Genomic DNA, 22326 nt, shown 5'->3' with positions numbered 1-22326 from the left:
CACCGGCCCGCTCAGACCACGTCGCGCCGGGTCAACAGCAGCGCGGTGAGCGCCGTGAAGAGCACCAGGAACCCGGCCAGCACCCCGGCGGCCTGGGCTCCGTCGACGATCGCCGCCACCCCGGGTGTGCGGAGGGTCGCGCCGTTCCCGGCGAGTGCGGCGACCAGCGAACCCGCGTTGACCCCGGGCAACGCGGCCTGGGCGGTGTCGAACGCCCCGAGCAGCGGCGCGGCGACGTTCACGATCAGGTTCTCCGCGGCCAGCACCCAGACCAGCCCGAGTGCGATCGGGAGGGCGGTGCTGCGCAGTGCGTGCCCGAGCAGCAGGCCCAGCGCGCCCCAGGTGGCTGCGATCAGCAGTCCGCCGCCGAGCCCCCGGAGGAGCCGGCCGGCCGTCGGCCAGTCGGCGGCGGCGGACTCGCCGGCGGCGATCGCCCCGCTCGCCAGCGCGGTCAGCCCGAAGCTCACCAGCACGGTCACGGCCAGCACCACGAGCAGCGCCAGGAGCTGGGCCGCCAGCACCTGGAGCCGGCGGGGGCCCTGGCCGAGCAGGGTCTTCAGGGTTCCCCAGCCGTACTCACTGCCGGCCAGCAGGGCGCCGAGGGTCAGCAGCAGCGCCCCGCCGAACAGCGGCAGCCCGGAGAGCGAGTTCAGCACCAGCTGGTCCGGCAGCATGCTCGCCAGCACTGCCTCCGGAGGCAGGCCCTCGAACGAGGCGCCGCGCTGGTAGCTGACGTAGGGGATGACCGTGCTGAACACCAGCTGCAGCGCGGGCCACAACCCGAGCAGCACCCAGGTCGCCGGTCGCCGCAGCAGCTTGGTCAGCTCGGCGCTGATCATCGCCCCCAGCGACCCCGCCGTCCGGCCCGTGGGCTCCGCGGGTCGCCCGGTCGCGCTCGCGGGCTGCTCCGTCTCCGGCGTCCCGCTGCCGGGACCGCCGGTCTCCGTCGTCGTGCTCACCGTGCCGCTCCTCTCCGGGACAGCCGCCCGGTCCGCTGCGCCGGAGGACCGTCCGGATCGGGGCCGGCGGCGGCGAGCTCCGAACCGGTCATCTGCAGGAACACCGCCTCGAGGGTCTGCGCCTCCTGGCGGAGCCCGGACACCTCGACGTCGGCCAGCACCAGCGCCCGGTTGATCCGGGCGGCGTCCTCCGGCCCGGCCTGGGCGTGCACGGCCCCGCCGACGACGGAGACCCGCTCCGGGCCGAGCAGCCGGGTGGTGATCGCGGCCGCCTCGCCCAGCGGCTCGGCGTCGATCACCAGCCGGTGGAGCCCCAGCAGCTCACCGACGCTGCTCTCGACGACCAGCCGGCCGGAGGAGATCACCGCCACCCGGTCGCAGACCTGCTCGACCTCCCCGAGGAGGTGGCTGGACAGGAGCACGGTGTGGCCGTCGGCGGAGAGCCGGCGGAGCAGGGCCCGCATGTCGGAGATGCCTGCGGGGTCCAGCCCGTTGGTCGGTTCGTCCAGGACGACGAGCTCCGGGTCCTTGAGCAGCGCCGAGGCGACGCCCAGTCGCTGCTTCATGCCCAGGGAGTAGGTGCTGTACCGGTCGCGGGCGCGGTCGGTCAGGTCGACCGTCTCCAGCACCGTGTCGACCCGCCCCGCGGGCGCGCCGGCGTACCGGGCCAGCACCCGGAGGTTCTCCCGGCCGGAGAGGTAGGGGTAGAAGCCGGGGCCCTCGATCAGTGCTCCGACGCCCGACGACGCCGCCCCGGCCGGCCGGCCCAGCACCGAGGCCGTCCCGCTGGTCGGGCGCACCAGGCCGAGGAGCGCGCGCAGGGTGGTCGTCTTGCCCGCCCCGTTGGGGCCGAGGAAGCCGTACACCTCCCCCCGGCGCACGGTGAGGGAGAGGTCGTCGACGACGGTCCGCGACCCGTAGCGCTTCGTGAGGCCGGCGATCACCACCACCTCGTCGCTGGGGCGGGGCTCGACGAGGGGCCGCGCACCGACGGCCTGCGCTGGGGGCATGGCGGGACTGTGCTCCCAGCGCCCGCCCGCTGTCGACGGCGACCCGGGGACGATCCACAAATCCCTCGGCGGGCGGCAGACCTGGGGTGCGCGAGTCAACCAAGAGGTACGACCCGGGACCGGTCCTGGACACGACCGAGGTCGGGGGTCGGCTCCTCCGCTGGTCGCGGCCTGCCACCTCGGGTGGGGGGGAGTTGTCGACCCGCGGCGTCTGGGCGCGGTGCGGCGCGTGATCGAGGGTTGTCCTCGCCTCGGGACCGATGCGGGACCGGGACGTCGGAGTGGGCGCCGCACCGGCGCGGCTCACCAGCGCGGTTCCTTCCAGGAGGGCGAGAATGAGAAGCACCAGCACAGCGAGGGCCGATCGGACCAGCTGGCAGACCCGAAGCCGGACGATCGTCCTGGCTGCAGCACTGACCATCGCGGCCCTGCCGGCGGGCACCGCCGCCGCGGGCGGCCCCAGCACCCTGGTGGTGCACCCGGGGGAGTCGATCCAGGCGGCGGTCGACCGGGCGTCCTCCGGCGACACCATCAAGATCGCGCCCGGCACCTACCAGGAGGCCGTGTGCGTCGAGGGCAAGGGCCTGAAGATCATCGGCTCCGGCCCCAACACCACGCTCATCACCTGGCCGGAGTGGGGCCAGGGCGCACCGCTGCCCGACGTCGCGCCCAACGCCTGCTGGACGGCCAGCGAGGGCACGGACAACGAGGGCGATCCCGGCACCTTGGCCGACGACGTGTCCGGGATCTTCTTCCTGAACCCGGACAGCCCGGTCACCGTCGCGAAGCTCGGCACCCGCAACCACCCGGCCAGCGGGATCGTCGGGTGGCAGGCCGACGGCTTCACCGTCAAGGCCACCTCGGGCATCGGCCACGAGCGGTACGGCGTGCTCGCCGCGGCGTCCACGGACATCACGATCGCCGGGAACGTGTACAAGGGCGTCGACCGGGGTGCGCCGTGGTTCGCCGGCACCGCCGGAGTCGGGGTCGGTGACTCCGACAACGCGAACGCGCGGATCACCGCCAACTACGTCGAGGCCTTCAACCTCGGCATCTTCGTCCGCGAGTCGCGCGGCGGCTCCATCACCGCCAACAAGGTGACCGGCAACTGCGTCGGCGTGCTCTTCTTCGACGACGCGGTGACGGAGGTCCCGGACGCCACCCGGCAGGTCCAGGGCGGTGACTTCACGATCAAGGCCAACGCCTCGATCGCCAACAACCGCTACTGCATCGCCGGGCGCGGCGGCGAGCAGCTGGTCTCCGGGGTCGGCATGTCCATCACGAACGCCGACTCCGTGCGGGTCGTCGGCAACCTGATCACCGGCAACCGCCCGGTCATCCCGGCCGGGGCGGCCCCGATCAACTACCCGGCCGGTGGACTGACGCTGGTCAGCTTCGCCCCGCCGCCGGGCACCCTCCCGCCCGGCGTCGCCGGCCCGGGGCTGGTGGAGAACATCGAGGTGAAGTCGAACCGGATCGTGGACAACCAGCCGGTCGACATCTGGGTGACCCGGCCGATCCCCGGCACGCTGCTGCAGGAGGCCGGCCCGGGGATCACCTTCCGGAACAACAAGTGCGGGGTGAGCGACCCGGCGGACATCTGCGCCCGCTGACGAGCGCACCGTGCGAGGCCCCCTCCCGGACGGGAGGGGGCCTCGTGCCCTGCCGGCGGGCCTGGCCCGTGGTGAGCTGAGCCCATCGACCCCCGAGGAGGCTGCCGTGCCCGACCGACCGCGGATGACGCTGACCGCCACCGTGCTCGACACCCCGGACCCGCGGGGACTGGCGCGCTTCTACGCGACGCTGCTCGGCTGGCCGGTCGGGACCGACGACCCCGAGTGGGCCACGCTGCGCCCGGGCGGGCCGGGCCTGTCGTTCCAGCTGGAGGCCGACCACGTGCCCCCGGTCTGGCCGGCCGGCCCCGGTGACCCGCGGATGCAGGCGCACCTGGACATCGCCGTGGACGACCTGGACGACGCGGTGCAGTTCGCCCAGTCGCTGGGCGCGACCGTCGCGGATTTCCAGCCGCAGGCCGACGTGCGGGTGCTGCTCGACCCGGCCGGCCACCCGTTCTGCCTCCACCTCCCGGAGTGACCCGGCCGGGCCGTGCGGTCAGCTCGTCCCGGCGCCGACCCGGTCCGCCGGCTGGGTGGCCAGCCGTTCCCGCAGGAAGGCCACGACCTGCTCGCGTGCCTCGTGGGTGGGGTGGCCAGGGGTCTCCACGTCCGCGCTGGTCAGCACCTGGTGCTCGCGCTGGCCGATGCCCGCGTCGTTGCCCGGCCGGTTGTTCAGCGACACCGGCAGCCAGCCGTCTCCGAACGCCGCGCGCAGGGCCCGGAAGCGGTCACTGGGGGAGGCGGCGTCCTCGCTGAACCGCAGCCCCATCAGGCACAGGCCCTCGCTGCTGACCCGCCGCTGGACAGCCTCGCGTTCCCGGTCGGACATGCCGAGGTCACGCCGGCGGCCGGGGGTCAGCGGGAGCGGCGTCGACGGCTGACTGGCGACCGGCGCGAGCACGGCCGGCTCGGCGGCCGAGGCGAGCGCGAAGCCCCCGCTGAAGCACATGCCGATGACCCCGACCCCCGGCCCACCCACTCGGTCGTGCACCCGGCGGGCCACGGCGCGGACGTACTCGGCCACCGGCCGGTCGGCCCGCTTGGCGAAGGCGCGGAACTCCCGGCTGATGCACGCCCCGGCGAAGCTGCGTGCCGCGTACCCGGGGCTCATCGGCCGGCCCGGGTCACCGAACAGCTCCACGACGGTGACGGTGAACCCGGCGCCGACCAGGTGGTCGGCCAGGCCCAGCACCTCCGGCGTCAGGCCCGGTACCTCGGGCAGCAGCACCACGCCCGGCCCGGAGCCGCGCGTGTACAGGGTGTGGGTGATGCCGGCGTTGGTGAAGGGCTCGGGAGCCCAGCCGGCCAGGACGGCGGATGACGACTCTGTCATCGGCTGATCGTGGGGCACGCAGGCCGATAGGTCGAGTCCTCCGGCCGTGTCCGGTCGATCCGGCTCACCCGTCCGTGACGATCCTGCGTCGGTTCCGGGGTTGGACGTGTACGACCTATCGGGGCGGGTGAAGCTGGGTCCATGGGTGAGCCACAGGTGGTGGAACGACCGCGGGACGACGACGAGGCGCGGCAGGCACCGGTCGGCCGAGCGGCGCTGTCCGGGTTGCTGGCGGCTGCGGCCGGGATCGGGGTGGTCGAGCTGGCCGCCGGTGCCGTCGACGGAGTGCCGTCGCTGGTCATCTCGGTGGGGGACGCCGTCATCGACAGCGTGCCCGGCTGGCTGGAGCGGGCCGCGATCGCTGCGCTGGGCACCAACGACAAGCCGGTGCTGCTGGCCTCGATCGGGCTGGTCGCTGCGCTGCTGGGCGCCGGCACCGGGCTGTTGGCGCGGCGCTCGTTCGTGGCGGGCGCGGTCGCGTTCGTGCTGATCACCGCCCTCGGCGTCGCCGCGGGCCTCGCCGCGCCGGACGCCTCCCCCGCTCTGACCGTGCTGGCCGGCGTGCTGGGCGCGGCGGTCGGGGTCGCGATGCTGCACTTCCTGCTGGCTGCGGCGCGCGCGTACGGGCCGGCGTCGGACGGGTCCAGGACGGCGGACCGCCGCAACTTCCTCCTGCTGGCCGGCGGCGCAGTCGCGGTGGCGGTGATCGGCGGCGTCGGCAGCCGACTGCTCATGGGGCGCGAACGGCTGACCGAGCTGCGGGCCGCCATCCGGCTGCCCGTGCCGGTCCGGCCGGCCGGACCGGTGCCGGCGGGCGCCGACCTGGAGATCCCCGGCCTCACGCCGCTGTTCGTCCCCAACGAGGAGTTCTACCGGATCGACACCGCCCTCCGGGTGCCCACCATCGACCCGGCGGAGTGGCGGCTGGAGATCCGGGGGATGGTGGACAACCCGTTCACCCTCACCTACGACGAGCTGATGTCGATGCCGCAGATCGAGGCCGACATCACCCTGTCCTGCGTCTCCAACGAGGTCGGCGGCGACCTGGTCGGCAACGCACGCTGGCAGGGGGTCCCGCTGTTCCGGCTGCTCGAGCGCGCCGGGCTGCAGGAGGGGGCGACCCAGCTGATCGGCCGGTCGGTCGACGGGTTCACCGCCGGGTTCCCCACCCTCACCGCCCTCGACGTCACCGAGGCGATGGTGGCGGTCGGGATGAACGGCGAGCCGCTGCCCGCCGAGCACGGCTTCCCGGCGCGGCTGGTCGTCCCGGGGCTGTACGGCTACGTCTCGGCGACCAAGTGGCTCTCCGCGATCGAGCTCACCGACTGGGACGTCGACGGCTACTGGATCCCCCGCGGCTGGGCCAAGGAGGGGCCGATCAAGACGTCGACCCGGATCGACGTCCCCGGCCCGGGGCGGACCATCACCGCCGGGGAGCGCCCGATCGCCGGGGTGGCCTGGGCGCCCACCCGCGGCATCGAGGCCGTGGAGGTGCGCATCGACGACGGTCCGTGGCAGTCCGCGACGCTGGCCGAGCGCCTCGACGTCGACTGCTGGCGGCAGTGGTACCTGCCCTGGCAGGCGACCCCGGGCGTCCACGTGATCGCCGCCCGGGCCACCGACGGGCTCGGCGAGGTGCAGACCGACGAGCGCACCCCGGTGGCCCCGGACGGCGCCTCCGGGTACCCGGTCATCGAGGTCGTCGTCGAGGCCTGATCGGCTCGGCGGAGCCGGGCCGAGGCGGCGCAGCGGGATCAGGGCGGCGCAGCGGGATCAGGTCCTGGTGGGCGCCTGCACCCGGTCGAGCAGGGCGGCGAGTGCCGCGTTGACGGTGTCGGGGTGGGTGGTGTTCACCATGTGACCGGCGCCGTCCACCAGGACCAGCTCGGCGCCCGCGCCGATCTGCGCCGCCATCCGCGGCGCGGATCGGGTGGGGATGGTGCGGTCCTCCGTCCCGGCCAGGACCAGGACCGGCACGGCACGCAGGACGGCGATCGCAGCCCGCTGGTCGTAGGTCGCCAGGCTGCGCAGGTAGGCCGCCAGGACACCCGCCGGGGTCTGCGCCCACATCCGGTAGGTGGCCTGTGCGGCAGCCTCGGGCGGGTCACCGGCGAAGAGCTGCCGGCGGAGGAGCCGCTGCCCGGGCCGGGACCGGAACGGGTGGAGTGCGCCGGCCAGGGGGGCCGTCAGCCACACCAGCCACGCGCCCCCGGTGGACAGGCCGGTACGGGCCCGTGCGGTCACCGGGGTGCTGGACCGCTCCGCGCCGGTGAGCGGTGCGGCGCGGGTGCTCAGCAGCGCCGCGCCGGTGATCCGGGAGCCGAACAGCTCCGGCCGCTGATCGGCCAGCGCCAGGACGGCCATGCCGCCCATCGAGTGCCCTGCGACCACGACCGGTCCGTCGCCGCCCAGCTGGTCGACGACCTGGCCGAGGTCGCGGCCCAGCCGGGCCACCGTCGCGGCCTGCCCGCCCGCCCAGCCACTGGCGCCGTGCCCACGCTGGTCGTAGCGGACCAGGCGGGCCCGGCCGCGCAGCGCCGTCCACTGCGGGTCGAACATCGTGCCGTCGGCGCCGATGCCGTGCACGAGCACGACCGTCGGCGCGGCGATCTCCCCGGCGACCTCCACGTGCAGCCGGAGCCCGTCGTCGGTCCGGACGGACGGGGACGACCCGGTCGTCCGGCGGGCCAGCCGGCGGGCGTCCGCCCGGCGTGCCGTGATCCCGGCGACGAGGCCGGCCGTGGCCAGCGCGGCGGCGGCCACCCCGTGTACGCGTGCGCTCATCCGGCGACCTGCACGTCGTCCAGGGCGTTGCATGGCGTTCTGCACGAGGTCCTCTTCCGTGGGAGCGGGTGCGACGGTCCGCAGGGGGCGGCCAGCAGACGACGGCGTCCCCGGCCCGCAGGAGCAGCGGGCCGGGGACGCCGTCGTGGGTCCAGCGTGGGATCACTCCGCGAGGGTGATCTCCGACGCCTGGACGTAGTAGTCGCCGGTCTCCAGCTCGTCAGCAGGCGTGTACAGCTGCAGGCTGGAGAGGAACTCCTCGTCGATCTCCTCGAGGGTCCCGCTGAAGCTCACGGTGTCACCCTCCTGCACCTCGAACGGGGACTCCTCGTCGCCGGCGCCACCGAAGGGCTGGAGCCGGACCATGATCGTCTGGCCGGCCTCCGGGCCGACGAAGAACGCCTCGTCGGCGACGACTGCCTGCACCTCGACGGTGTTCGCCTCGACGGGCTCCCCGACGCTGGCGCTCAGGTCGACGTCCGGAGCCAGGGCGTCGAGGTCCCCGATGAGCACGGTGCCCAGACCGATGTCGGGCGTCGCCGCCGGCGTCTCGGTCTCGGTCCCGGTCACCTCCGTCTCGGTCTCGGTGGTCGTCTCCTCGACCACGGCGCCCGTGTCGGCGCCGACGTCCAGGTCGTCGTCGTCACCGGTGAACTCGGCGATGAGCCACCAGAGGGCGAGGGCGGCGATCAGGGCGGCCAGCAGGAGCCACGGCCAGATCGGCCGCTTCTTCGCTGCGGCCACGGTGGCGCCGCTGGTGCGTGGGTCGGTCATCGGTTCGTGTCCTCCAGGTCGGTGACGTGTGTGCACTCACTGCCTTGCCCGGAGCGGGCCGTGTGGCGCATCAGTCGGTGGAACGTGACCGGATCGCAATCCGGCCGGTCACTCGTCGGTGGTGTCCTCGACCGGGTCGGGGAATCCGGTGTCGTCGGTCGGGTCCTCGTCCGGGTCGGGGAAGCTGAAGCCCTCGAACGGGTCGCTGTCGTCCGCGGACACCGGCACCTCGACGGTGACCTCGCCGGCCTCCTCGAACACGAAGGTGACCGGGATCGACTGCGACGAGCGCAGCTCGGTCTGCAGGCCCACCAGGACGATCGAGGGGGACCCCTCGGCGCCGATGTAGGTGTTGTCGTTCTGGGCGACGACGATCTCGAGGGCGTCGCTCTCCTCGGCGCTCCCGCCGGTGCTGATCGCTTCCTCGAAGTCGGGGCCGGTGACGTCCACCAGGGTGACCGGCTCGGTGCCGGTGTTCGTCAGGGCGGCGTAGAGGGGCACCTCCTCGCCGACCTCGTACAGACCGTCGACCGGGTAGGCCAGTTCGATGCCGACGAGCTCGACGTCCGCGGTGACGGTGACCACCGGCGAGTCCGGGCCGCCGACGATCTCGCCGCCCTGGTCGTCCACGACCTCCCCCTCGTCGTCCTGCAGGCTCGGGGAGTCCTCCGTGTCGCCGCAGCCGGTGACGAGGAGCAGCGGTGCTGCGACGGCGAGCGCGACGCCCGGCCACCGCCGGTGGCGGGGGAGGTGGGAGGTCATGAGCGAGTCCGTTCTCTCGGCTGGCAGGGATCGGAAGTGGCGTACCCGGCGGTCCGCGGCGTAGGCATGCGCCGCAGGTCACGGTGTCGCAACGATGAGCCGTGGTCTGGGCAGAGCTGGGTAGCGGCAGTCCCATGAGCCGGCCACTCACCACCTCGACCCAGTCACCTCCCGACCAGGAACCGCCCCAGGCAGCCGGCCGGTTCAGCGGCCGGGCGGTCCTGGGGCTGGTGGCCCTCCTCGTCGGCGCCGTGCCCTTCCTGGCGCTGTGGCTGCTGGTCCAGGAGAGCTGGTCGCCGCTGGCCTCCTTCGACGGGGAGGTGGCGGCCGACCTGAACGAGGCGGTCAGCGGCTCGTCCCTGACGGTGAGCGTCCTGCGCGGCGTGACCGACCTCGGCGGCACCGGCGCCTCGGTGCTGGTGACGGTGCTGGCGACGCTGTTCCTGCTCATCCGCCGCCACCGGCGGCTGGCCGCGTTCGTCGCGGTCACCGGGATCGGCCTGCCCGTCCTCATCCTGCTCACCAAGTACATCGCCGACCGGGCCCGCCCGGTCGTGCTGAACCCCGTGGTCGACACTCCCAGCAACGCCAGCTTCCCCAGCGGCCACGCGATGACGGCCGTGGTGACCTGGGGGGTGCTGCTGCTGGTGCTGCTGCCGGTGGTGAGCCGCCGGGTCCGGCCGTGGCTCGTCGCCGGGTTCGCGCTGCTGGTGTTCGCGATCGGGTTCACCCGGCTGGCCCTCGGCGTGCACTTCGTCTCCGACGTGCTGGCCGGCTGGGCGCTGGGGGCGGCCTGGCTGGCGATCACCACGGCGGCCTTCCGCGGCTGGCAGCACGACCGGCACGAGTACAGCGACGAGCCGCTGGACCCGCTGGAGGTCGACTCCGCGGAGGCCCCCCGTCCGGCCCCCACCCACCAGTCGGTGCTCCCGGCCGGGCGGACGACGGTCCTGCAGCTGGTCGGTGCGGCGGCTGCGCTGTTCGTGGGGCTGGTGGGGCTGGGCCTGCTGGTCACCCGCGTGCTGAGGGACACCGCTCTCGGCCGGTTCGACCAGAGCGTCACCGCCTGGTTCGTCGACCAGCGCACCGAGACGCTCACCACGGTGGCCGACGCGGTGGGGATGCTGTCCGGCACCCGGGCGGCCATCGCAGTCGGGCTCACCCTGGCGGTCCTGTCCCTGGCCTGGGTGGGCAGCTGGCGCCCCGTCGTCTTCGTCCTCGTCACGATCGTCGGCGAGGTGGTCATCTACTTCGTGGTCGGCCTGGTGGTCGGCCGGGTGCGGCCCGACGTGGTCGACCTGACCGAGGGGCTGCCGGCCGGCGCCAGCTGGCCCTCGGGCCACTCGGGGATGGCCGTCGCCCTCTACGGCGGCCTGGCCGCGCTGGTGATCGGCTACGGGGTCAGCCGCTGGCGGTGGGCCGTGCTGGCGGTGCCGGTGCTGCTCGCACCCGCGATCGGCATCACCCGGATCTACGTGGCCGCACACTTCCCGACCGACGTGCTCGCCGGGCTGCTGCTCGGCACCGTGTGGGTCCTGGCCTGCGCCTGGGCCTTCCAGCTCGGGTCCGGCCGGGGCATCCGGCACCCCGCCACGGGCGCGGGCATGGCGAGCCGGTGATGCGGCGCTGGTTCGTCCGTGGCGGGCTGGCCCTGCTCGCGGCCCTCGTCCTGCTCCTCGGCTACGGCGTCCTCATCGAGCCGCGGTTGGTCCTCGACGAAGACCGCTACGCGGTCGAGCTCCCCCGGCTGCCTGCGGAGTCGGCCGGGCTGGAGGTCGCCCTGCTCGCCGACATGCAGATCGGCATGTGGTGGGCCAACACCGGGATGGTCGAGCGCGCCGTCGAGCGGGTGCTGGAGGACGAGCCCGACCTGGTCCTGCTGGGCGGGGACTTCGTCTACCACGCCGGCCCGGACGTCGAACCGGAGGTGGAGGCGGCGATGGACCTGCTGAGCCCGCTGCTGGACTCCGGCATCCCCACCTACGCCGTGCTGGGCAACCACGACTACGCGAGCGACGCAGCGGAGGAGCTGACCGCCGCGCTCGAGGGCGCCGGCGTCCCTGTGCTGCTCAACGAGTCGGAGCCGGTGCCCGGCACCGGGGAGGACCCCCTCCACGTCGTCGGCGTCGGGCCCGTCCGCCCCGGTCTGGTCGACGTCGACCAGGCGCTGAGCGGTCTCCCGGACGACGCGCCGCGGGTGGTCCTGATGCACAACCCGACGGCCTTCCCGGAGATGCCGCCGGGCAGCGCGCCGCTCACCGTGGCCGGGCACACCCACTGCGGGCAGATCGCCCTGCCCGGCCTGCCGCGCTGGAGCTGGCTCGGGCTGACCGAGGAGGAGGCGGTCGTCGCCGACGGGTGGTCGGCGGCGGACTACGGCGCCGAGGGCAACGCGCTGTTCGTCACCTGCGGCCTGGGGTTCAGCGTGGTGCCGATGCGGATCAACGCCCCGCCGCAGGTCGTGTTCTTCGAGCTGACCCCGCCGGACTGAGCACCTCCGGCCGATGACTTCCGGCCGGGTCCCCGGTCTGGGTCGGCACAGGCCGCCGTCGGGGCGGCCGGTCTCCGGAGGTCTCCGATGCGCCCGCTCGTCGTCACCACGTTCCTGACCCTCGACGGGGTCGCCCAGGCTCCCGGCGGCCCGGAGGAGGACACCTCCGGGGGCTTCCCCCACGGCGGCTGGCTGGTGCCGCACTTCGACGAGGTCATGGCCGGCCAGATGGACGCCTGGTTCGCCACCGCTCAGGACTTCCTGCTGGGCCGACGCACCTACGAGATCTTCGCCGCGCACTGGCCGAAGATGCCGACCGAGGGCGACCGGATCGCCTGGTCGCTGAACGCGCTGCCCAAGCACGTCGCCTCGCGCACGCTGGAGTCGGTCGACTGGGACGGCGCCCGGCTGATCGAGGGAGACGTCGCCGACGCCGTCCGCGCGCTGAAGGCCGAGGACGGCGGTGAGCTGCAGGTGCACGGCAGCCTCGGCCTGGTGCAGACGCTGCTGGCCGAGGACCTGGTCGACGAGCTGCGGCTGATCGTCTTCCCGGTCGTCCTCGGCACCGGGCGCAGGCTGTTCGCCGAGGGCGCCGTGCCCCGCACGTGGCGGTTGACCGCGTCGACGGCGTCCAGCACCGGGGCGCTGCTCGTCAGCTACACGGGTGCGGGGGAGGTCCAGACCGGGTCCTTCGCCCTCGACCAGAGCTGAGCTCGCCGGTCAGTCGGTGAGCTGGCGCAGGATCCGTTCGAGCTCGGCGCGGTCTGCGGCCGACAGCCGGGCGAACAGCTCGTGGGAGTCCGCGGCCCGGGCGTCGTCCACCTCGCGCTGCACCCGGCGGCCGGCCTCGGTCGGGGTCAGCCGTACCGCCCGCCGGTCCGCGGGGTCGGCGGCGCGCTCGACCAGGCCGCGCTCCTGCAGCCCGTCGGCCACCTCGGTCGCCGACCGCGGGGCGATCCGGAGCGCCTCGGCCAGCTCGGAGAGCCGGACACCGTCGCGCGAGCAGACCACCCGGAGCGCCCGGGCCTGGTGCGGGGAGAGGTCCCACGGGGCGAGCGTGGCGATGAACCGGCGGCGCAGCGTGCGGGCGACCCGCATGAGCAGGTCGCCGAGCGTCGCCGTGCCGCCGTTCCCCATGGCGGGAACAGTAGCGGCACCTGTGAGGTTGCCACACGGTGAGGTAACCTCAGGAAAGCAGAGAGGGGTGCTCGCCATCGACGACACCATGAACCCCGGCCGGGGAGGCGGGCGCTCCGGCGGCCGGCCCGACCCGGCGGACCGCGCGCAGCTGGACCGCGCTCCCGTGAGCTGGAGCCGTGTGGCCCGGCTCTTCCGGCCGTACCGCAGGCAGCTCGCGATCGTCGTCGCGCTCATCGTGACCAGCTCGGCCATCGCACTGGCCACGCCGTTCCTCATCCGGCTGGTCATCGACGAGGCGATCCCGGAGCAGGACGTGCCGCTGCTCGGCTGGGCGGTCGCCGGCATGGTCGCCGTCGCGGCGGTGACCGCCGTCCTCGGCGTGCTGCAGACCTGGCTGTCCACCACCGTCGGCCAGCACGTCATGCACGGGCTCCGGACGGCGGTCTTCACGCACCTGCAGCGGCAGTCGCTCGGCTTCTTCACCCGCACCAAGGGCGGCGAGGTGCAGTCGCGGCTCACCAACGACATCGGTGGGATGCAGTCGGTGGTCACCACCACCGCCACCTCCTTCGCCGCCAACGCCACCACCGTGATCGGCACCGTGGTGGCCATGGCCGTGCTGAGCTGGCGGCTGTCGCTGCTCTCCCTCGTCGTGCTGCCGCCGGCCGTCTGGCTGACCCGGCGGGTGGCCCGGATGCGCCGCGAGATCACCGCCCAGCGCCAGCGTTCCCTGGCCGACCTGCACTCCCAGGTGGAGGAGGGGCTCAGCGTCAGCGGCGTGCTGCTGGGCAAGACCCTCGGCGCAGGCCCGGCCCAGTCCCGGCGGTTCACCGGCACCTCCGACGTCCTGGTCGGGCTCGAGGTGCGCTCCCAGCTCGCCGGCCGCTGGCGGATGGCCACGATGAGCATCGTGTTCGCCGGCATCCCGGCGTTGATCTACCTGATCGCCGGGCTGCCGGCGACGTCGGGCGGGATGACCATCGGCACGCTGGTCGCGTTCACCGCCCTGCAGGGGGCGCTCTTCCGCCCGCTGATGGGCCTGCTGGACATCGGGGTCTCGCTCACCGCCTCGATGGCGCTGTTCAGCCGGGTCTTCGAGTACCTGGACCTGCCGGTCGACATCGACGACCCGGCCCACCCGGTGCCGCTCGACCCGCGCGCGGTCCGTGGCGAGGTGCGCTTCGACCACGTCGGCTTCCGCTACCCCGACGGCGCCCGTGATGCGCTGCACGACATCGACCTCACCGTGCCCGCCGGGGCGACCCTGGCGCTGGTGGGGGAGACCGGGTCGGGCAAGAGCACGCTCGCCTCGCTGGTCCCCCGGCTCAACGACCCGACGTCCGGCCGGGTCACGATCGACGGCGTCGACGTCCGGGACGCGGCCCTGGCCGACCTGGCCCAGGTGGTCGGCGTCGTGGCCCAGGAGACCTACCTGCTGCACGGCACGATCGCGGAGAACCTGCGGCACGCCAAGCCCGACGCCACCGAGGCCGAGATGGTGGAGGCCGCCCGCCGGGCGCAGGTCCACGACGTCATCGCCGCGCTGCCGGCCGGCTACGAGACCGTCGTCGGCGCCCGCGGCCACCGGTTCTCCGGCGGTGAGAAGCAGCGGCTGGCGATCGCCCGCACGCTGCTGCGTGACCCCCGCGTCCTGGTGCTGGACGAGGCGACCAGCGCGCTGGACAACACCACCGAGCGCGCCGTCCAGGCGGCCCTGGACGAGGCCAGCCGGGGCCGGACGACGATCACCATCGCGCACCGGCTCTCCACCGTGCGGGACGCCGACCTGATCGCGGTGCTCGCGCACGGCCGGGTGGTGGAGCAGGGCACCCACGAGGAGCTGCTGGCGCTGGGCGGCCGCTACGCCGAGCTGGCCGGCGCCGCCGAGCGGGAGGCGGTCCTCGTCGCCTGAACCCGCCGGCCACCGGGTAGGGGGCGGCGATGACCGAGACGCACTTCGAGCCCTACGTCCACCTCGTCGACGTCGGTCCCGACCGTGCCCTGATCGCCTGGGGCGGCTTCTGGTTCCGGCGCCCGGACGCCGGCTCCCGCTGGCAGCTGGTCGACGACGAGCAGCTGGACGCGGTGGACGAGGGCCGGACCGGCACCATCGGGGCGGGCTCCCGGCCGTACGGGGAGGCGGTCGTGGAGGTGCTCGACACCGACGGCGGGACGGTGGCCCGCGCGGCCACCGGGGAGCGGAACCACGCGTGGGTCGGTGGCCTCGCTCCCGACACCCGCTACCGCTACCGGATCACCGTCGACGGCCGATCCTGGGCCGAGGGGGAGCGGTGGGACTGGGGGCCGGTCCCGCGCGGTGGCCTGGACCTGCGGCCGGCCGGGCGGCGCTACGACCTGACCTTCCGCACGCACCCGGCACCCGACGCCCGGGCCCCGCTGGCCTTCGCCGTCCTGGGTGACTACGGCGTCGGGGTGGTGGTGGACTCGGAGGGTGCCCGCCGGCAACGGCGGGTCGCGCAGGTGCTCGACCGGCTGGCCGACGACCCCGGGGTCCGGCTCGTGCTCTCCACCGGCGACAACGTCTACGAGGGCGAGAGCGGCCGGACGACAACCGGCACCGGCGCGGCGGACGCCGACTGGTTCTCCAGCTTCTACCAGCCCTACCGGTACCTGCTGGCCCGGGTGCCGGTCTACCCGACGGTCGGCAACCACGACACCAGCGACAGCGAGTCCAGCGACGACCGCGAGCAGATCCGGGGGAACTTCCACACCGATCTGCGCTTCACCCCCGAGTCGGCCGGTGAGCGCGCGTCGATCGACCCGGGCATGTTCTACCGCTTCCGGTACGGCGCCGACGTCGAGTTCGTCTGCATCGACACCTCGCTGGCCGACCCGTTGCCCACCGAGCACTTCTTCGAGAACCCGAGGCACCGGGCCTGGCTGGACCGGGCGCTCCCCGCCGACGACCCGGACGGCCCGACCTGGCGGCTGCCGTTCTCCCACCACCCCACCTACTGCGCGGGGCCGCACCACTCCAACACGGAGTCGATGGTGCGCGAGCTGGCCCCGCGGTTCCGCCGGGCCGGTGTCCGGGCCGCCTTCGCCGGGCACGAGCACAACTTCCAGCTGTCCCGGGTCGACGGCATCGACTACTTCCTCTCCGGCGCCGGCGGGCAGCTGCGGGAGGACCCGCCCACGGACTTCGCCGCCGCCGGCACCGTGGCGTGGGCGGCGCACTCCCACGTGCTGCTCGCCGAGATCGACGGTGATCGGCTGGTGGTCACGCCGTTCAGCGGCGTCGCCGAGGACGGGGGGCTGCAACCGATGACGGCGCTGTCGCCGGACGACGGGGTCGTGGAGGTGCCGTTCGTGGTGACGGCCGGCTGATCAGCGCCCCGGCTCGCGGCCACCTCGCGCAGCCGACGGGGACGACGGTCGGTCTGCTAGCGGGAGGTCATGGTCAGCCCCTGCCCCGCTGCGCCCGATCGGACTCGTCGCACTCGACTGGATCGCGTGCGATGCGTGCCGATGTCCGAGCATGACGACGACGTCGACCGGCTCCCCCGCACGTGTCCCGCTCCTGCCGCGCGGTGTCCGGTTGGACGAGGCGAGCTTCGCGGCCCGCCACCGGGTGATCTCCCTGGTGCTCGCCGTGCACCTCCCCGTGCTGGCCGGCATCGGGCTGGTCCGGGGGGTCGGCGGGTGGCTGTTGTGGGGGCAGCTCGCCGTGCTGGCCGTGCTGCTGGTCCTGGGTCAGCTGCTGGGCGGCCAGGTCGGCCGGTCCAGTGCGGTCGCCGTCGGCCTCATGGTCGGCGCCGACGTCCTCGTGCACGTCGGCGGCGGCCTCACCGACCTGCACATCTGGTTCTACGTCGTCCTCGCCCTGGTCGCCCTGTACCAGGCGTGGGTGCCGTTCCTGCTCGCCGTCGTCTTCGTCGCCGTGCACCACGCGGTGATGAGCCTGGCCATGCCCATGTCGGTCTTCTCCACCGCCGAGGCCCAGGCCGACCCGGTGCTCTTCGCCCTGCTGCACGCGGTGTTCCTGCTGGCCGAGGCGACGTTCCTGGCCTACGGCTGGAAGTTCACCGAGCAGGCCGAGCGGGCCCGGCAGGCCCAGCAGCAGCTGGCCGAGGAGCAGCTGGCCGCCCAGGTGGCGGCGCAGGAGGAACTGGCCGAGGAGCGGGCCCGGGTGGCGGAGGAGGCGGCGGACCGGCTCCGGGAGCGCGCCGACCGCGCGGCCGCCCAGCAGGAGCAGCTGGCGGGGCTGCTCGGCGCCGGGCAACGGCTGGACGCGAACGTCGGGGTCGCCACCGAGGTCATGGTCGGGCTGCGGGAGGCGATCGGCGAGATCGCCGCGGCGGCGTGCCAGGCGACGTCGACGGCCAACCAGGCCAGCCTCCAGTCCCGGGACAGCGCCGCCACGGTCGAGCGCCTGGCCGGCACGATGGCGGAGATCGACCAGATCGCCGGCAGCATCTCCAGCATCGCCGACCAGACGAACCTGCTGGCCCTCAACGCCACGATCGAGTCAGCGCGTGCCGGGGAGTCGGGCAAGGGCTTCGCCGTGGTCGCCGGGGAGGTCAAGGACCTCGCCACGGAGACCGCCCAGGCCACCGAGCGGATCCGGCGGGTGGTCGACGCCGTCCGCGGCGACGTCGCCGCAGCCGGTGCTGCGCTGAGCGGGGTGCAGGAGGTCATCCGGGGGGTCGTCGACGCCCAGACGACGATCGCGGCCGCGGTCGAGGAGCAGAACGCCTCCTCGGCGCAGGCGCAGGAGGCGATCAGCGGGGCGTCCCGGGAGGCCGCCCGGATGGCCGCGGACCTGCGGGGCCTCGTCTCCGGGATGTGACCCGGCCGGACACGCCCAGGTGGCCGGCTGGACAGCCGGCGAGTCGTCTCGGACGTCTTGACACCGTTTCGAGGGCGCCGTTAGCGTGACGCGCGTCACGTGGGAAACCGCTTTCCCACCGCCTTCGAGATCTTGGAGTGACATGCGCGCACTGCGTCGCACGCTGATCGTCACCGCGGCCGGAGCCCTGGCCGTCACGCTCGCCCCGACCGCTGCCTCCGCGCACGGCAAGGACATCGGCCGGGAGGTGCTCGGCCCGCAGGACGGCTGGGCCGCCGCCGAGGGCGGCACCACCGGTGGGTCCGCCGCAGCCCCGGAGAACGTGTTCCACGTCCGTACGTGGGAGGAGTTCCGCGCCGCCCTCGGTGGCGACGCGGCGCGGGGGGACACCACGCCGCGGGTCGTCCACGTCCACGGCGTCCTGGACGCCCAGCAGCGCACCGCCGACGGGGCCGTCGACTGCGCCTCCTACGAGGTCGAGGGCTTCGACATGGCCGACTACATCGCGGCCTACGCGCCCGAGGTCTGGGGCACCGAGGCCGAGCCCACCGGCCCGCTGGAGGACGCCCGGGCGGCTTCTGCGGACGTGCAGGAGGCCCAGGTGCGCCAGTACGTGGGCTCCAACGTCACCATCGTCGGCGTCGGCCGGGACGCCGGCATCGTCGGCGCCGCGCTCACCGTGCGTGGCTCGGACAACGTCATCGTCCGCAACCTCCGACTGTCCGACACCTACGACTGCTTCACCGCCTGGGACCCGACGGACGGCGACGCGGGCGCCTGGAACGCCGCCTACGACAACCTGTGGCTCGCCGAGTCCACGCACGTCTGGGTCGACCACAACACCTTCGACGACGGGCAGAACCCCCCGGAGGCGTTGCCCACCGTGTACGGCCAGAAGTTCGAGGTGCACGACGGGCTGCTGGACATCACCAACTCCACCGACCTGGTCACCGTCTCCTGGAACGAGTTCCGCGACCACGACAAGACCAACCTCGTCGGCTCCTCCAACAGCCGGGTCGCCGACCGCGGCCGGCTGCGGATCACCTTCCACCACAACCTGTGGGAGGACATCGGCCAGCGCGCGCCCCGGGTCCGCTACGGCGACGTGCACGTCTACAACAACTGGTACGTCGTCTCGGACCCGGACACCTACCAGTACAGCTGGGGCGTCGGCGTGGAGGCGGAGATCGTCGCCGACAACAACTTCGTCCAGCTGGCCCCCGGGGTCGACCCGGCGTCCTTCGTCGAGGACTGGCGCGGTGACGCGCTCGACGGCACGGGCGTGGACGAATCGGGGACGCTGGTCAGCAGCGGCCGCTCCTGGCCGCGCCGGACCAGCCTGGTCGAGGCCTACAACGCCGCCAACGACCCCGACATCCCGACGACGGTGAGCTGGACGCCCACCTTCGTGGAGCGGATCGACCCGACCCCCGCGGTGCCCGCGCTGGTGCGGGTCAAGGCCGGCTCCGGCCGCCTCCGCTGAGCCCGGCCGCTCTCCCCGCCGGTCCGGCGGGGAGGGCGGCCTTCAGCAGCGGACCAGGACCTCCGGTCGCTGCAGCCCCAGTTCGTCGCGGGTGGTCGGCCACAGGCCGTCGGTGGTGAGCACCTCCAGGCCGCCCCCGCCCAGCAGCAGGGTGTCCTCGATCTTCACCCCGGGGGCGGACGGGTTCCAGGCCAGGGCCTGCCCGGCCACCAGCCGCACCGCGCTGTCCGGGGTGGCGACCGGGTCGCGCCCCCAGTAGCCGGTCGGGCCGCCCTGGTGGTGCCGGGTCCACTCGTCGGCCGGGAAGCCCTGGTCGGCGTAGGCGCTGGCGCCGGCGGCGAAGACCTCACCGAGCGGGCGCCCGGGGGTGGAGGCGGCCAGGAACGCCGTCTCCACCGCGCGGATCCGCGCGTCGGCATCGGCCTCGGCGGCGGACGGCGGCGCCAGGGCGACCCAGCGCGTCGCGTTCGCGATCAGCCCGTGCCGCCGCGCGCACACGACGAGCATCACCCGCCGGCCGAGCACCCCGTCGGTGGGCAGCGCGTGCCGGAAGGGCAGCCGCTCCTCCCCGGCGACCAGGACGACGAACGGCTCGGCCCCGCGGGCGATCAGCTCAGCGCCCAGCCGGGCCGCCGTCTCGCGCTCGGTCGTCCGGGGCTCCAGCGACAGTGCGGTCGCGGTCAGCGCCTCGGCGGCGTCCCGGCCGAGCCGGCGGTACCGCTCGGTCTCGACCGGGAGCAGGCCGGCCCGGGCGGCCCGCAGCCCCTCCGCGGCGACCGGGTCGGCCTCGGTCAGCACTCCCGGGGTGCCCGGGGCCAGGTCGGGTCCCAGCAGCGGTGCCCACCAGTCGGTCACCCGCACCCGGACGTCGCTGGGCAGCTCCTCGGCGGCGAGCCGGTCGGCCTCGTTGTTCGGCACGAACACGGTGTCCCCGGCGGCGTCGACCACGACGGCGATCACCCCGTCCTCGGCGGACAGCTTGACGGCCGGCCGCGCGCCGTCCAGGTACCAGGACAGCGAGCCCACCGAGGTGAGCACCAGCCGCTCCTGCCCGGTCCGGCGCAGCAGGTCGAGCACGCGTTCGCGCTTGACCGCCCGATCGGCGGCCGACGGTCGGTTCAGGTCGTGCACGGTGTCCTCCGGTGGGTGATCAGGGCAGCCGGCGGGTGCTGTCCCGCAGCACCACCTCGGCGCGGACCTTGACGGCCTGGCTCGTGGTCTGGGGTTCGGTGTCCAGCGCCAGCTGGGCCGCCCGGGCACCCATCTCCTCCAGCGGGAGGTGCACCGAGGTGAGCGAGGGGACGACGTCGCGCAGCGGGGCGATGTCGTCGAAGCCGGCCAGCGAGACGTCCTCGGGCACCCGCACGCCGGCGGACCGGAAGGCGGCCAGCGCGCCGAGCGCCATCACGTCGTTGACCGCGAAGACACAGGTCGGCAGCGGTCCCGCGGCGATCAGCTCAGCGGCCAGGCTCTCCCCGCCCTCCCGGGTGAACTCCCCGTGGAGCACCTGGAGGTCGGCGACGTCGACGCCCTCGGCGGTCAGCCCCTCCCGGAAGCCGATCAGGCGGTCGCGGGAGGTCAGCAGCCCGCGGGGGCCGGCGAGCACCGCGAAGCGGCGGTGGCCCAGCCGGCACAGCTCCCGCGCCAGGGCGCGGGCACCGGAGCGGTTCTGCGGCACCACGGCGTGCGTGCCCAGCCGGTCCTGGCTGATCACCGCGGCCTGGCCGCCGGCCGCCGCGTAACCCTCCAGCTCGTGGGCCAGGCGCTCGTTGTGCACCCGGTCGGTGGTGCGGCTGCCGCAGATGATCAGCGCCCGCACCCGGTGGGACCGCATCGTCTGGACGAACTCCAGCTCGCGGTCGACGTCGCTGTGCGTGCTGGCCAGGAAGACCACGAGCTCACGCTCCTCCACCTGCCGCATCACCCCGCCGGCGATGCTGGAGAAGTAGGGGTCCAGGACGTCGTGGATGACCAGCCCGACCACGTTGCTGGCCCCGCGGGCGACCGCCTGGGCCTGCGCGTTGGGCGTGTACCGCAGCTCCTGGGCAGCGGCCAGGACTCGGCCGCGGTGCGGTTCACCGACCGAGCGGCTGCCGCTGAGCACCCGGGAGGCGGTGGCCAGCGAGACGCCGGCGTGCGCGGCGACCTCGGCGAGCAGCACGGGGCCGCTCCGGCGGACGGCGATGGGGCCGGCGGCCCCGTCCTGCTCGGCGCGGCGGCCGGTCGGGCTCTCCCGAGCAGTGGTCATCGCGGTCCACCCTGGCCCGGCGTCGTCGCGAGCGCATCCCCGATGGCCGCGGTGTCCGGCGTCCCGTCGGCCACCAGGGCCCGGAAGCTCCGGGTCGTCGCCTCCCCGGCGGTCAGTCGCACCGGGTGCTCGGCGGCCAGCTGGGAGCCCAGCCCGGGGTAGTCGTCGACACGGATGAACCAGGGATCGGCCCGGGTGACCTCGTCCAGGCCGGCCAGCGCCACGGTGAACGGCGCCGGGCCGGTGGCGGCGAAGGCCACCCAGGCCGCGCTCGAGCCGTGCACGGCGTCCTCGCCCTCGGCGTCCGGGCTCCACACCCGGGCGCCGGAGACCGGTGGGAACCGCCAGAACAGCCCGCCGTAGCCGGCGCCGCTGCGCCCGTTGGTCGCGGGACTGCCCAGCTCCAGCGGGGCGTCGGTGGCGTTGCGCAGGGTGGTGGTGAGCTCCAGGCTCCAGGCGCCGGGGAGGGTGGCCCGGGCCGCCCGCACGGTGCGTTCCTCGGTGAGCAGCGTGCGCCCGTCCGGCCCCTGCCAGTCGAGGGTCTCCTGGAAGCCGTCGGGTGCCTGTGCCGCCCAGCCGGTGTGCACCTGGCGCCCGTGGTCGGCCCGCCAGGTGTAGCCCTGGTCCCGCAGGTAGGTGCGGCCGCCCCAGATGTTCGCCCCGCCGACGTCCTGCAGGGTGACCGAGACGCCGAGGTGCCAGCGGTGGTCGTCGGGCTGGGCGTCGGTCACCGGGACGCCGCTGAGGGTGGTGACCGGGTGCAGGAACGGCCGGGGGGCGAGCACGCCGGGCAGTCCGGCGCCGTCCCAGCAGGTGGCGACGACGGTGCCGGCCACGGTGAGCGTGGCCAGCGCGCTGCCGGCCGGCGACGGCTCGTCCGGGACGTGGCCCTGGTGCAGGGTCTTGAGGGCCATGC

Annotated in this window: 20 protein-coding genes; 10 read left to right on the top strand and 10 right to left on the bottom strand. The window is 74.3% G+C overall.

The window, feature by feature from the left end:
• Window positions 1–11: 11 nt before the first annotated feature.
• Both O2W20_RS00345 and O2W20_RS00340 read right to left on the bottom strand, forming a co-directional pair.
• Window positions 12–959: an ABC transporter permease subunit gene (locus tag O2W20_RS00345; RefSeq protein ID WP_269169769.1), complete on the bottom strand. Its 948-nt coding sequence runs from the start codon at window positions 957–959 to the stop codon at window positions 12–14.
• Window positions 956–1969 (bottom strand): ABC transporter ATP-binding protein, encoded by a 1014-nt coding sequence (locus O2W20_RS00340; RefSeq protein ID WP_269169768.1) that lies wholly within the window; start codon window positions 1967–1969, stop codon window positions 956–958. The genes O2W20_RS00345 and O2W20_RS00340 overlap by 4 nt, the downstream gene beginning before the upstream one ends.
• A gap of 335 nt (window positions 1970–2304) precedes the next feature.
• Here O2W20_RS00340 and O2W20_RS00335 point away from each other — a divergent pair, with 335 nt between their 5' ends.
• Complete coding sequence (locus tag O2W20_RS00335) at window positions 2305–3582, top strand: right-handed parallel beta-helix repeat-containing protein (protein WP_269169767.1); 1278 nt, start codon at window positions 2305–2307, stop codon at window positions 3580–3582.
• A 106-nt stretch (window positions 3583–3688) separates the two neighbouring features.
• A complete protein-coding gene (locus tag O2W20_RS00330; RefSeq protein WP_269169766.1) occupies window positions 3689–4063 on the top strand; it encodes a VOC family protein in 375 nt (124 codons plus the stop codon).
• 18 nt (window positions 4064–4081) lie between these two features.
• Here the strand turns inward: O2W20_RS00330 and O2W20_RS00325 are convergent, their stop codons facing one another.
• Window positions 4082–4918: a dienelactone hydrolase family protein gene (locus tag O2W20_RS00325; RefSeq protein ID WP_269169765.1), complete on the bottom strand. Its 837-nt coding sequence runs from the start codon at window positions 4916–4918 to the stop codon at window positions 4082–4084.
• Window positions 4919–5059: 141 nt separating this feature from the next.
• On the opposite strand from O2W20_RS00325, the gene O2W20_RS00320 reads away from it, so the two are divergent.
• Window positions 5060–6634, top strand: a complete 1575-nt coding sequence (locus O2W20_RS00320) for a molybdopterin-dependent oxidoreductase (protein WP_269169764.1) — start codon at window positions 5060–5062, stop codon at window positions 6632–6634.
• Window positions 6635–6691: 57 nt separating this feature from the next.
• Here the strand turns inward: O2W20_RS00320 and O2W20_RS00315 are convergent, their stop codons facing one another.
• From O2W20_RS00315 to O2W20_RS00305, 3 genes are all read right to left on the bottom strand, one after another.
• A complete protein-coding gene (locus O2W20_RS00315; RefSeq protein ID WP_269169763.1) occupies window positions 6692–7702 on the bottom strand; it encodes an alpha/beta fold hydrolase in 1011 nt (336 codons plus the stop codon).
• 162 nt (window positions 7703–7864) lie between these two features.
• Window positions 7865–8476, bottom strand: a complete 612-nt coding sequence (locus O2W20_RS00310; RefSeq protein ID WP_269169762.1) for a hypothetical protein — start codon at window positions 8474–8476, stop codon at window positions 7865–7867.
• 108 nt (window positions 8477–8584) lie between these two features.
• Complete coding sequence (locus O2W20_RS00305; RefSeq protein ID WP_269169761.1) at window positions 8585–9238, bottom strand: copper chaperone PCu(A)C; 654 nt, start codon at window positions 9236–9238, stop codon at window positions 8585–8587.
• Window positions 9239–9372: 134 nt separating this feature from the next.
• Between O2W20_RS00305 and O2W20_RS00300 the strand changes: the two genes are divergently transcribed.
• The 3 genes from O2W20_RS00300 (at window position 9373) to O2W20_RS00290 (ending at window position 12440) form a co-directional block, all read left to right on the top strand.
• A complete protein-coding gene (locus tag O2W20_RS00300) occupies window positions 9373–10857 on the top strand; it encodes a phosphatase PAP2 family protein (RefSeq protein ID WP_269169760.1) in 1485 nt (494 codons plus the stop codon).
• Window positions 10857–11729 (top strand): metallophosphoesterase, encoded by an 873-nt coding sequence (locus O2W20_RS00295; RefSeq protein ID WP_269169759.1) that lies wholly within the window; start codon window positions 10857–10859, stop codon window positions 11727–11729. The genes O2W20_RS00300 and O2W20_RS00295 overlap by 1 nt, the downstream gene beginning before the upstream one ends.
• 87 nt (window positions 11730–11816) lie before the next feature.
• A complete protein-coding gene (locus tag O2W20_RS00290) occupies window positions 11817–12440 on the top strand; it encodes a dihydrofolate reductase family protein (protein ID WP_269169758.1) in 624 nt (207 codons plus the stop codon).
• A gap of 9 nt (window positions 12441–12449) precedes the next feature.
• On the opposite strand, the gene O2W20_RS00285 is transcribed toward O2W20_RS00290, so the two are convergent.
• Window positions 12450–12866: a MarR family winged helix-turn-helix transcriptional regulator gene (locus O2W20_RS00285; protein ID WP_269169757.1), complete on the bottom strand. Its 417-nt coding sequence runs from the start codon at window positions 12864–12866 to the stop codon at window positions 12450–12452.
• 166 nt (window positions 12867–13032) lie between these two features.
• Between O2W20_RS00285 and O2W20_RS00280 the strand changes: the two genes are divergently transcribed.
• From O2W20_RS00280 to O2W20_RS00265, 4 genes are all read left to right on the top strand, one after another.
• Complete coding sequence (locus O2W20_RS00280; protein WP_269169756.1) at window positions 13033–14781, top strand: ABC transporter ATP-binding protein; 1749 nt, start codon at window positions 13033–13035, stop codon at window positions 14779–14781.
• Between the two features lie 29 nt (window positions 14782–14810).
• Window positions 14811–16217 carry a metallophosphoesterase gene (locus O2W20_RS00275; protein WP_269169755.1) on the top strand — a complete coding sequence of 469 codons (1407 nt, stop codon included), beginning with the start codon at window positions 14811–14813 and terminating at the stop codon, window positions 16215–16217.
• 151 nt (window positions 16218–16368) lie between these two features.
• The gene (locus O2W20_RS00270; protein ID WP_269169754.1) at window positions 16369–17679 is read left to right on the top strand and encodes a methyl-accepting chemotaxis protein; all 1311 of its coding nucleotides are present in this window, start codon (window positions 16369–16371) and stop codon (window positions 17677–17679) included.
• A 142-nt stretch (window positions 17680–17821) separates the two neighbouring features.
• Complete coding sequence (locus O2W20_RS00265) at window positions 17822–19162, top strand: pectate lyase family protein (protein WP_269169753.1); 1341 nt, start codon at window positions 17822–17824, stop codon at window positions 19160–19162.
• A gap of 42 nt (window positions 19163–19204) precedes the next feature.
• On the opposite strand, the gene O2W20_RS00260 is transcribed toward O2W20_RS00265, so the two are convergent.
• From O2W20_RS00260 to O2W20_RS00250, 3 genes are read right to left on the bottom strand one after another with little or no spacing between them, the layout of a single operon-like run.
• Window positions 19205–20293 (bottom strand): M24 family metallopeptidase, encoded by a 1089-nt coding sequence (locus O2W20_RS00260; RefSeq protein WP_269169752.1) that lies wholly within the window; start codon window positions 20291–20293, stop codon window positions 19205–19207.
• Between the two features lie 19 nt (window positions 20294–20312).
• Window positions 20313–21410, bottom strand: coding sequence for a LacI family DNA-binding transcriptional regulator (locus O2W20_RS00255; protein WP_269169751.1), 1098 nt, complete (start codon window positions 21408–21410; stop codon window positions 20313–20315).
• A complete protein-coding gene (locus tag O2W20_RS00250) occupies window positions 21407–22324 on the bottom strand; it encodes a PmoA family protein (RefSeq protein ID WP_269169750.1) in 918 nt (305 codons plus the stop codon). The genes O2W20_RS00255 and O2W20_RS00250 overlap by 4 nt, the downstream gene beginning before the upstream one ends.
• Window positions 22325–22326 lie beyond the last annotated feature (2 nt).

Origin of the sequence: Modestobacter sp. VKM Ac-2982, from assembly GCF_026967935.1 — a bacterium.
Lineage (GTDB): Bacteria > Actinomycetota > Actinomycetes > Mycobacteriales > Geodermatophilaceae > Modestobacter.
Note: the sequence above shows the minus strand (reverse complement) of the source record. Positions and strands in the feature narration are given on the sequence as shown.

Coding starts and splice junctions, on each gene's coding strand:
- O2W20_RS00340 (WP_269169768.1), bottom strand. CDS start 1,969: ATGCCCCCAGCGCAGGCCGTCGGTGCGCGGCCCCTCGTCGAGCCCCGC.
- O2W20_RS00335 (WP_269169767.1), top strand. CDS start 2,305: ATGAGAAGCACCAGCACAGCGAGGGCCGATCGGACCAGCTGGCAGACC.
- O2W20_RS00325 (WP_269169765.1), bottom strand. CDS start 4,918: ATGACAGAGTCGTCATCCGCCGTCCTGGCCGGCTGGGCTCCCGAGCCC.
- O2W20_RS00320 (WP_269169764.1), top strand. CDS start 5,060: ATGGGTGAGCCACAGGTGGTGGAACGACCGCGGGACGACGACGAGGCG.
- O2W20_RS00315 (WP_269169763.1), bottom strand. CDS start 7,702: ATGAGCGCACGCGTACACGGGGTGGCCGCCGCCGCGCTGGCCACGGCC.
- O2W20_RS00310 (WP_269169762.1), bottom strand. CDS start 8,476: ATGACCGACCCACGCACCAGCGGCGCCACCGTGGCCGCAGCGAAGAAG.
- O2W20_RS00305 (WP_269169761.1), bottom strand. CDS start 9,238: ATGACCTCCCACCTCCCCCGCCACCGGCGGTGGCCGGGCGTCGCGCTC.
- O2W20_RS00300 (WP_269169760.1), top strand. CDS start 9,373: ATGAGCCGGCCACTCACCACCTCGACCCAGTCACCTCCCGACCAGGAA.
- O2W20_RS00295 (WP_269169759.1), top strand. CDS start 10,857: ATGCGGCGCTGGTTCGTCCGTGGCGGGCTGGCCCTGCTCGCGGCCCTC.
- O2W20_RS00290 (WP_269169758.1), top strand. CDS start 11,817: ATGCGCCCGCTCGTCGTCACCACGTTCCTGACCCTCGACGGGGTCGCC.
- O2W20_RS00285 (WP_269169757.1), bottom strand. CDS start 12,866: ATGGGGAACGGCGGCACGGCGACGCTCGGCGACCTGCTCATGCGGGTC.
- O2W20_RS00275 (WP_269169755.1), top strand. CDS start 14,811: ATGACCGAGACGCACTTCGAGCCCTACGTCCACCTCGTCGACGTCGGT.
- O2W20_RS00270 (WP_269169754.1), top strand. CDS start 16,369: ATGACGACGACGTCGACCGGCTCCCCCGCACGTGTCCCGCTCCTGCCG.
- O2W20_RS00265 (WP_269169753.1), top strand. CDS start 17,822: ATGCGCGCACTGCGTCGCACGCTGATCGTCACCGCGGCCGGAGCCCTG.
- O2W20_RS00255 (WP_269169751.1), bottom strand. CDS start 21,410: ATGACCACTGCTCGGGAGAGCCCGACCGGCCGCCGCGCCGAGCAGGAC.
- O2W20_RS00250 (WP_269169750.1), bottom strand. CDS start 22,324: ATGGCCCTCAAGACCCTGCACCAGGGCCACGTCCCGGACGAGCCGTCG.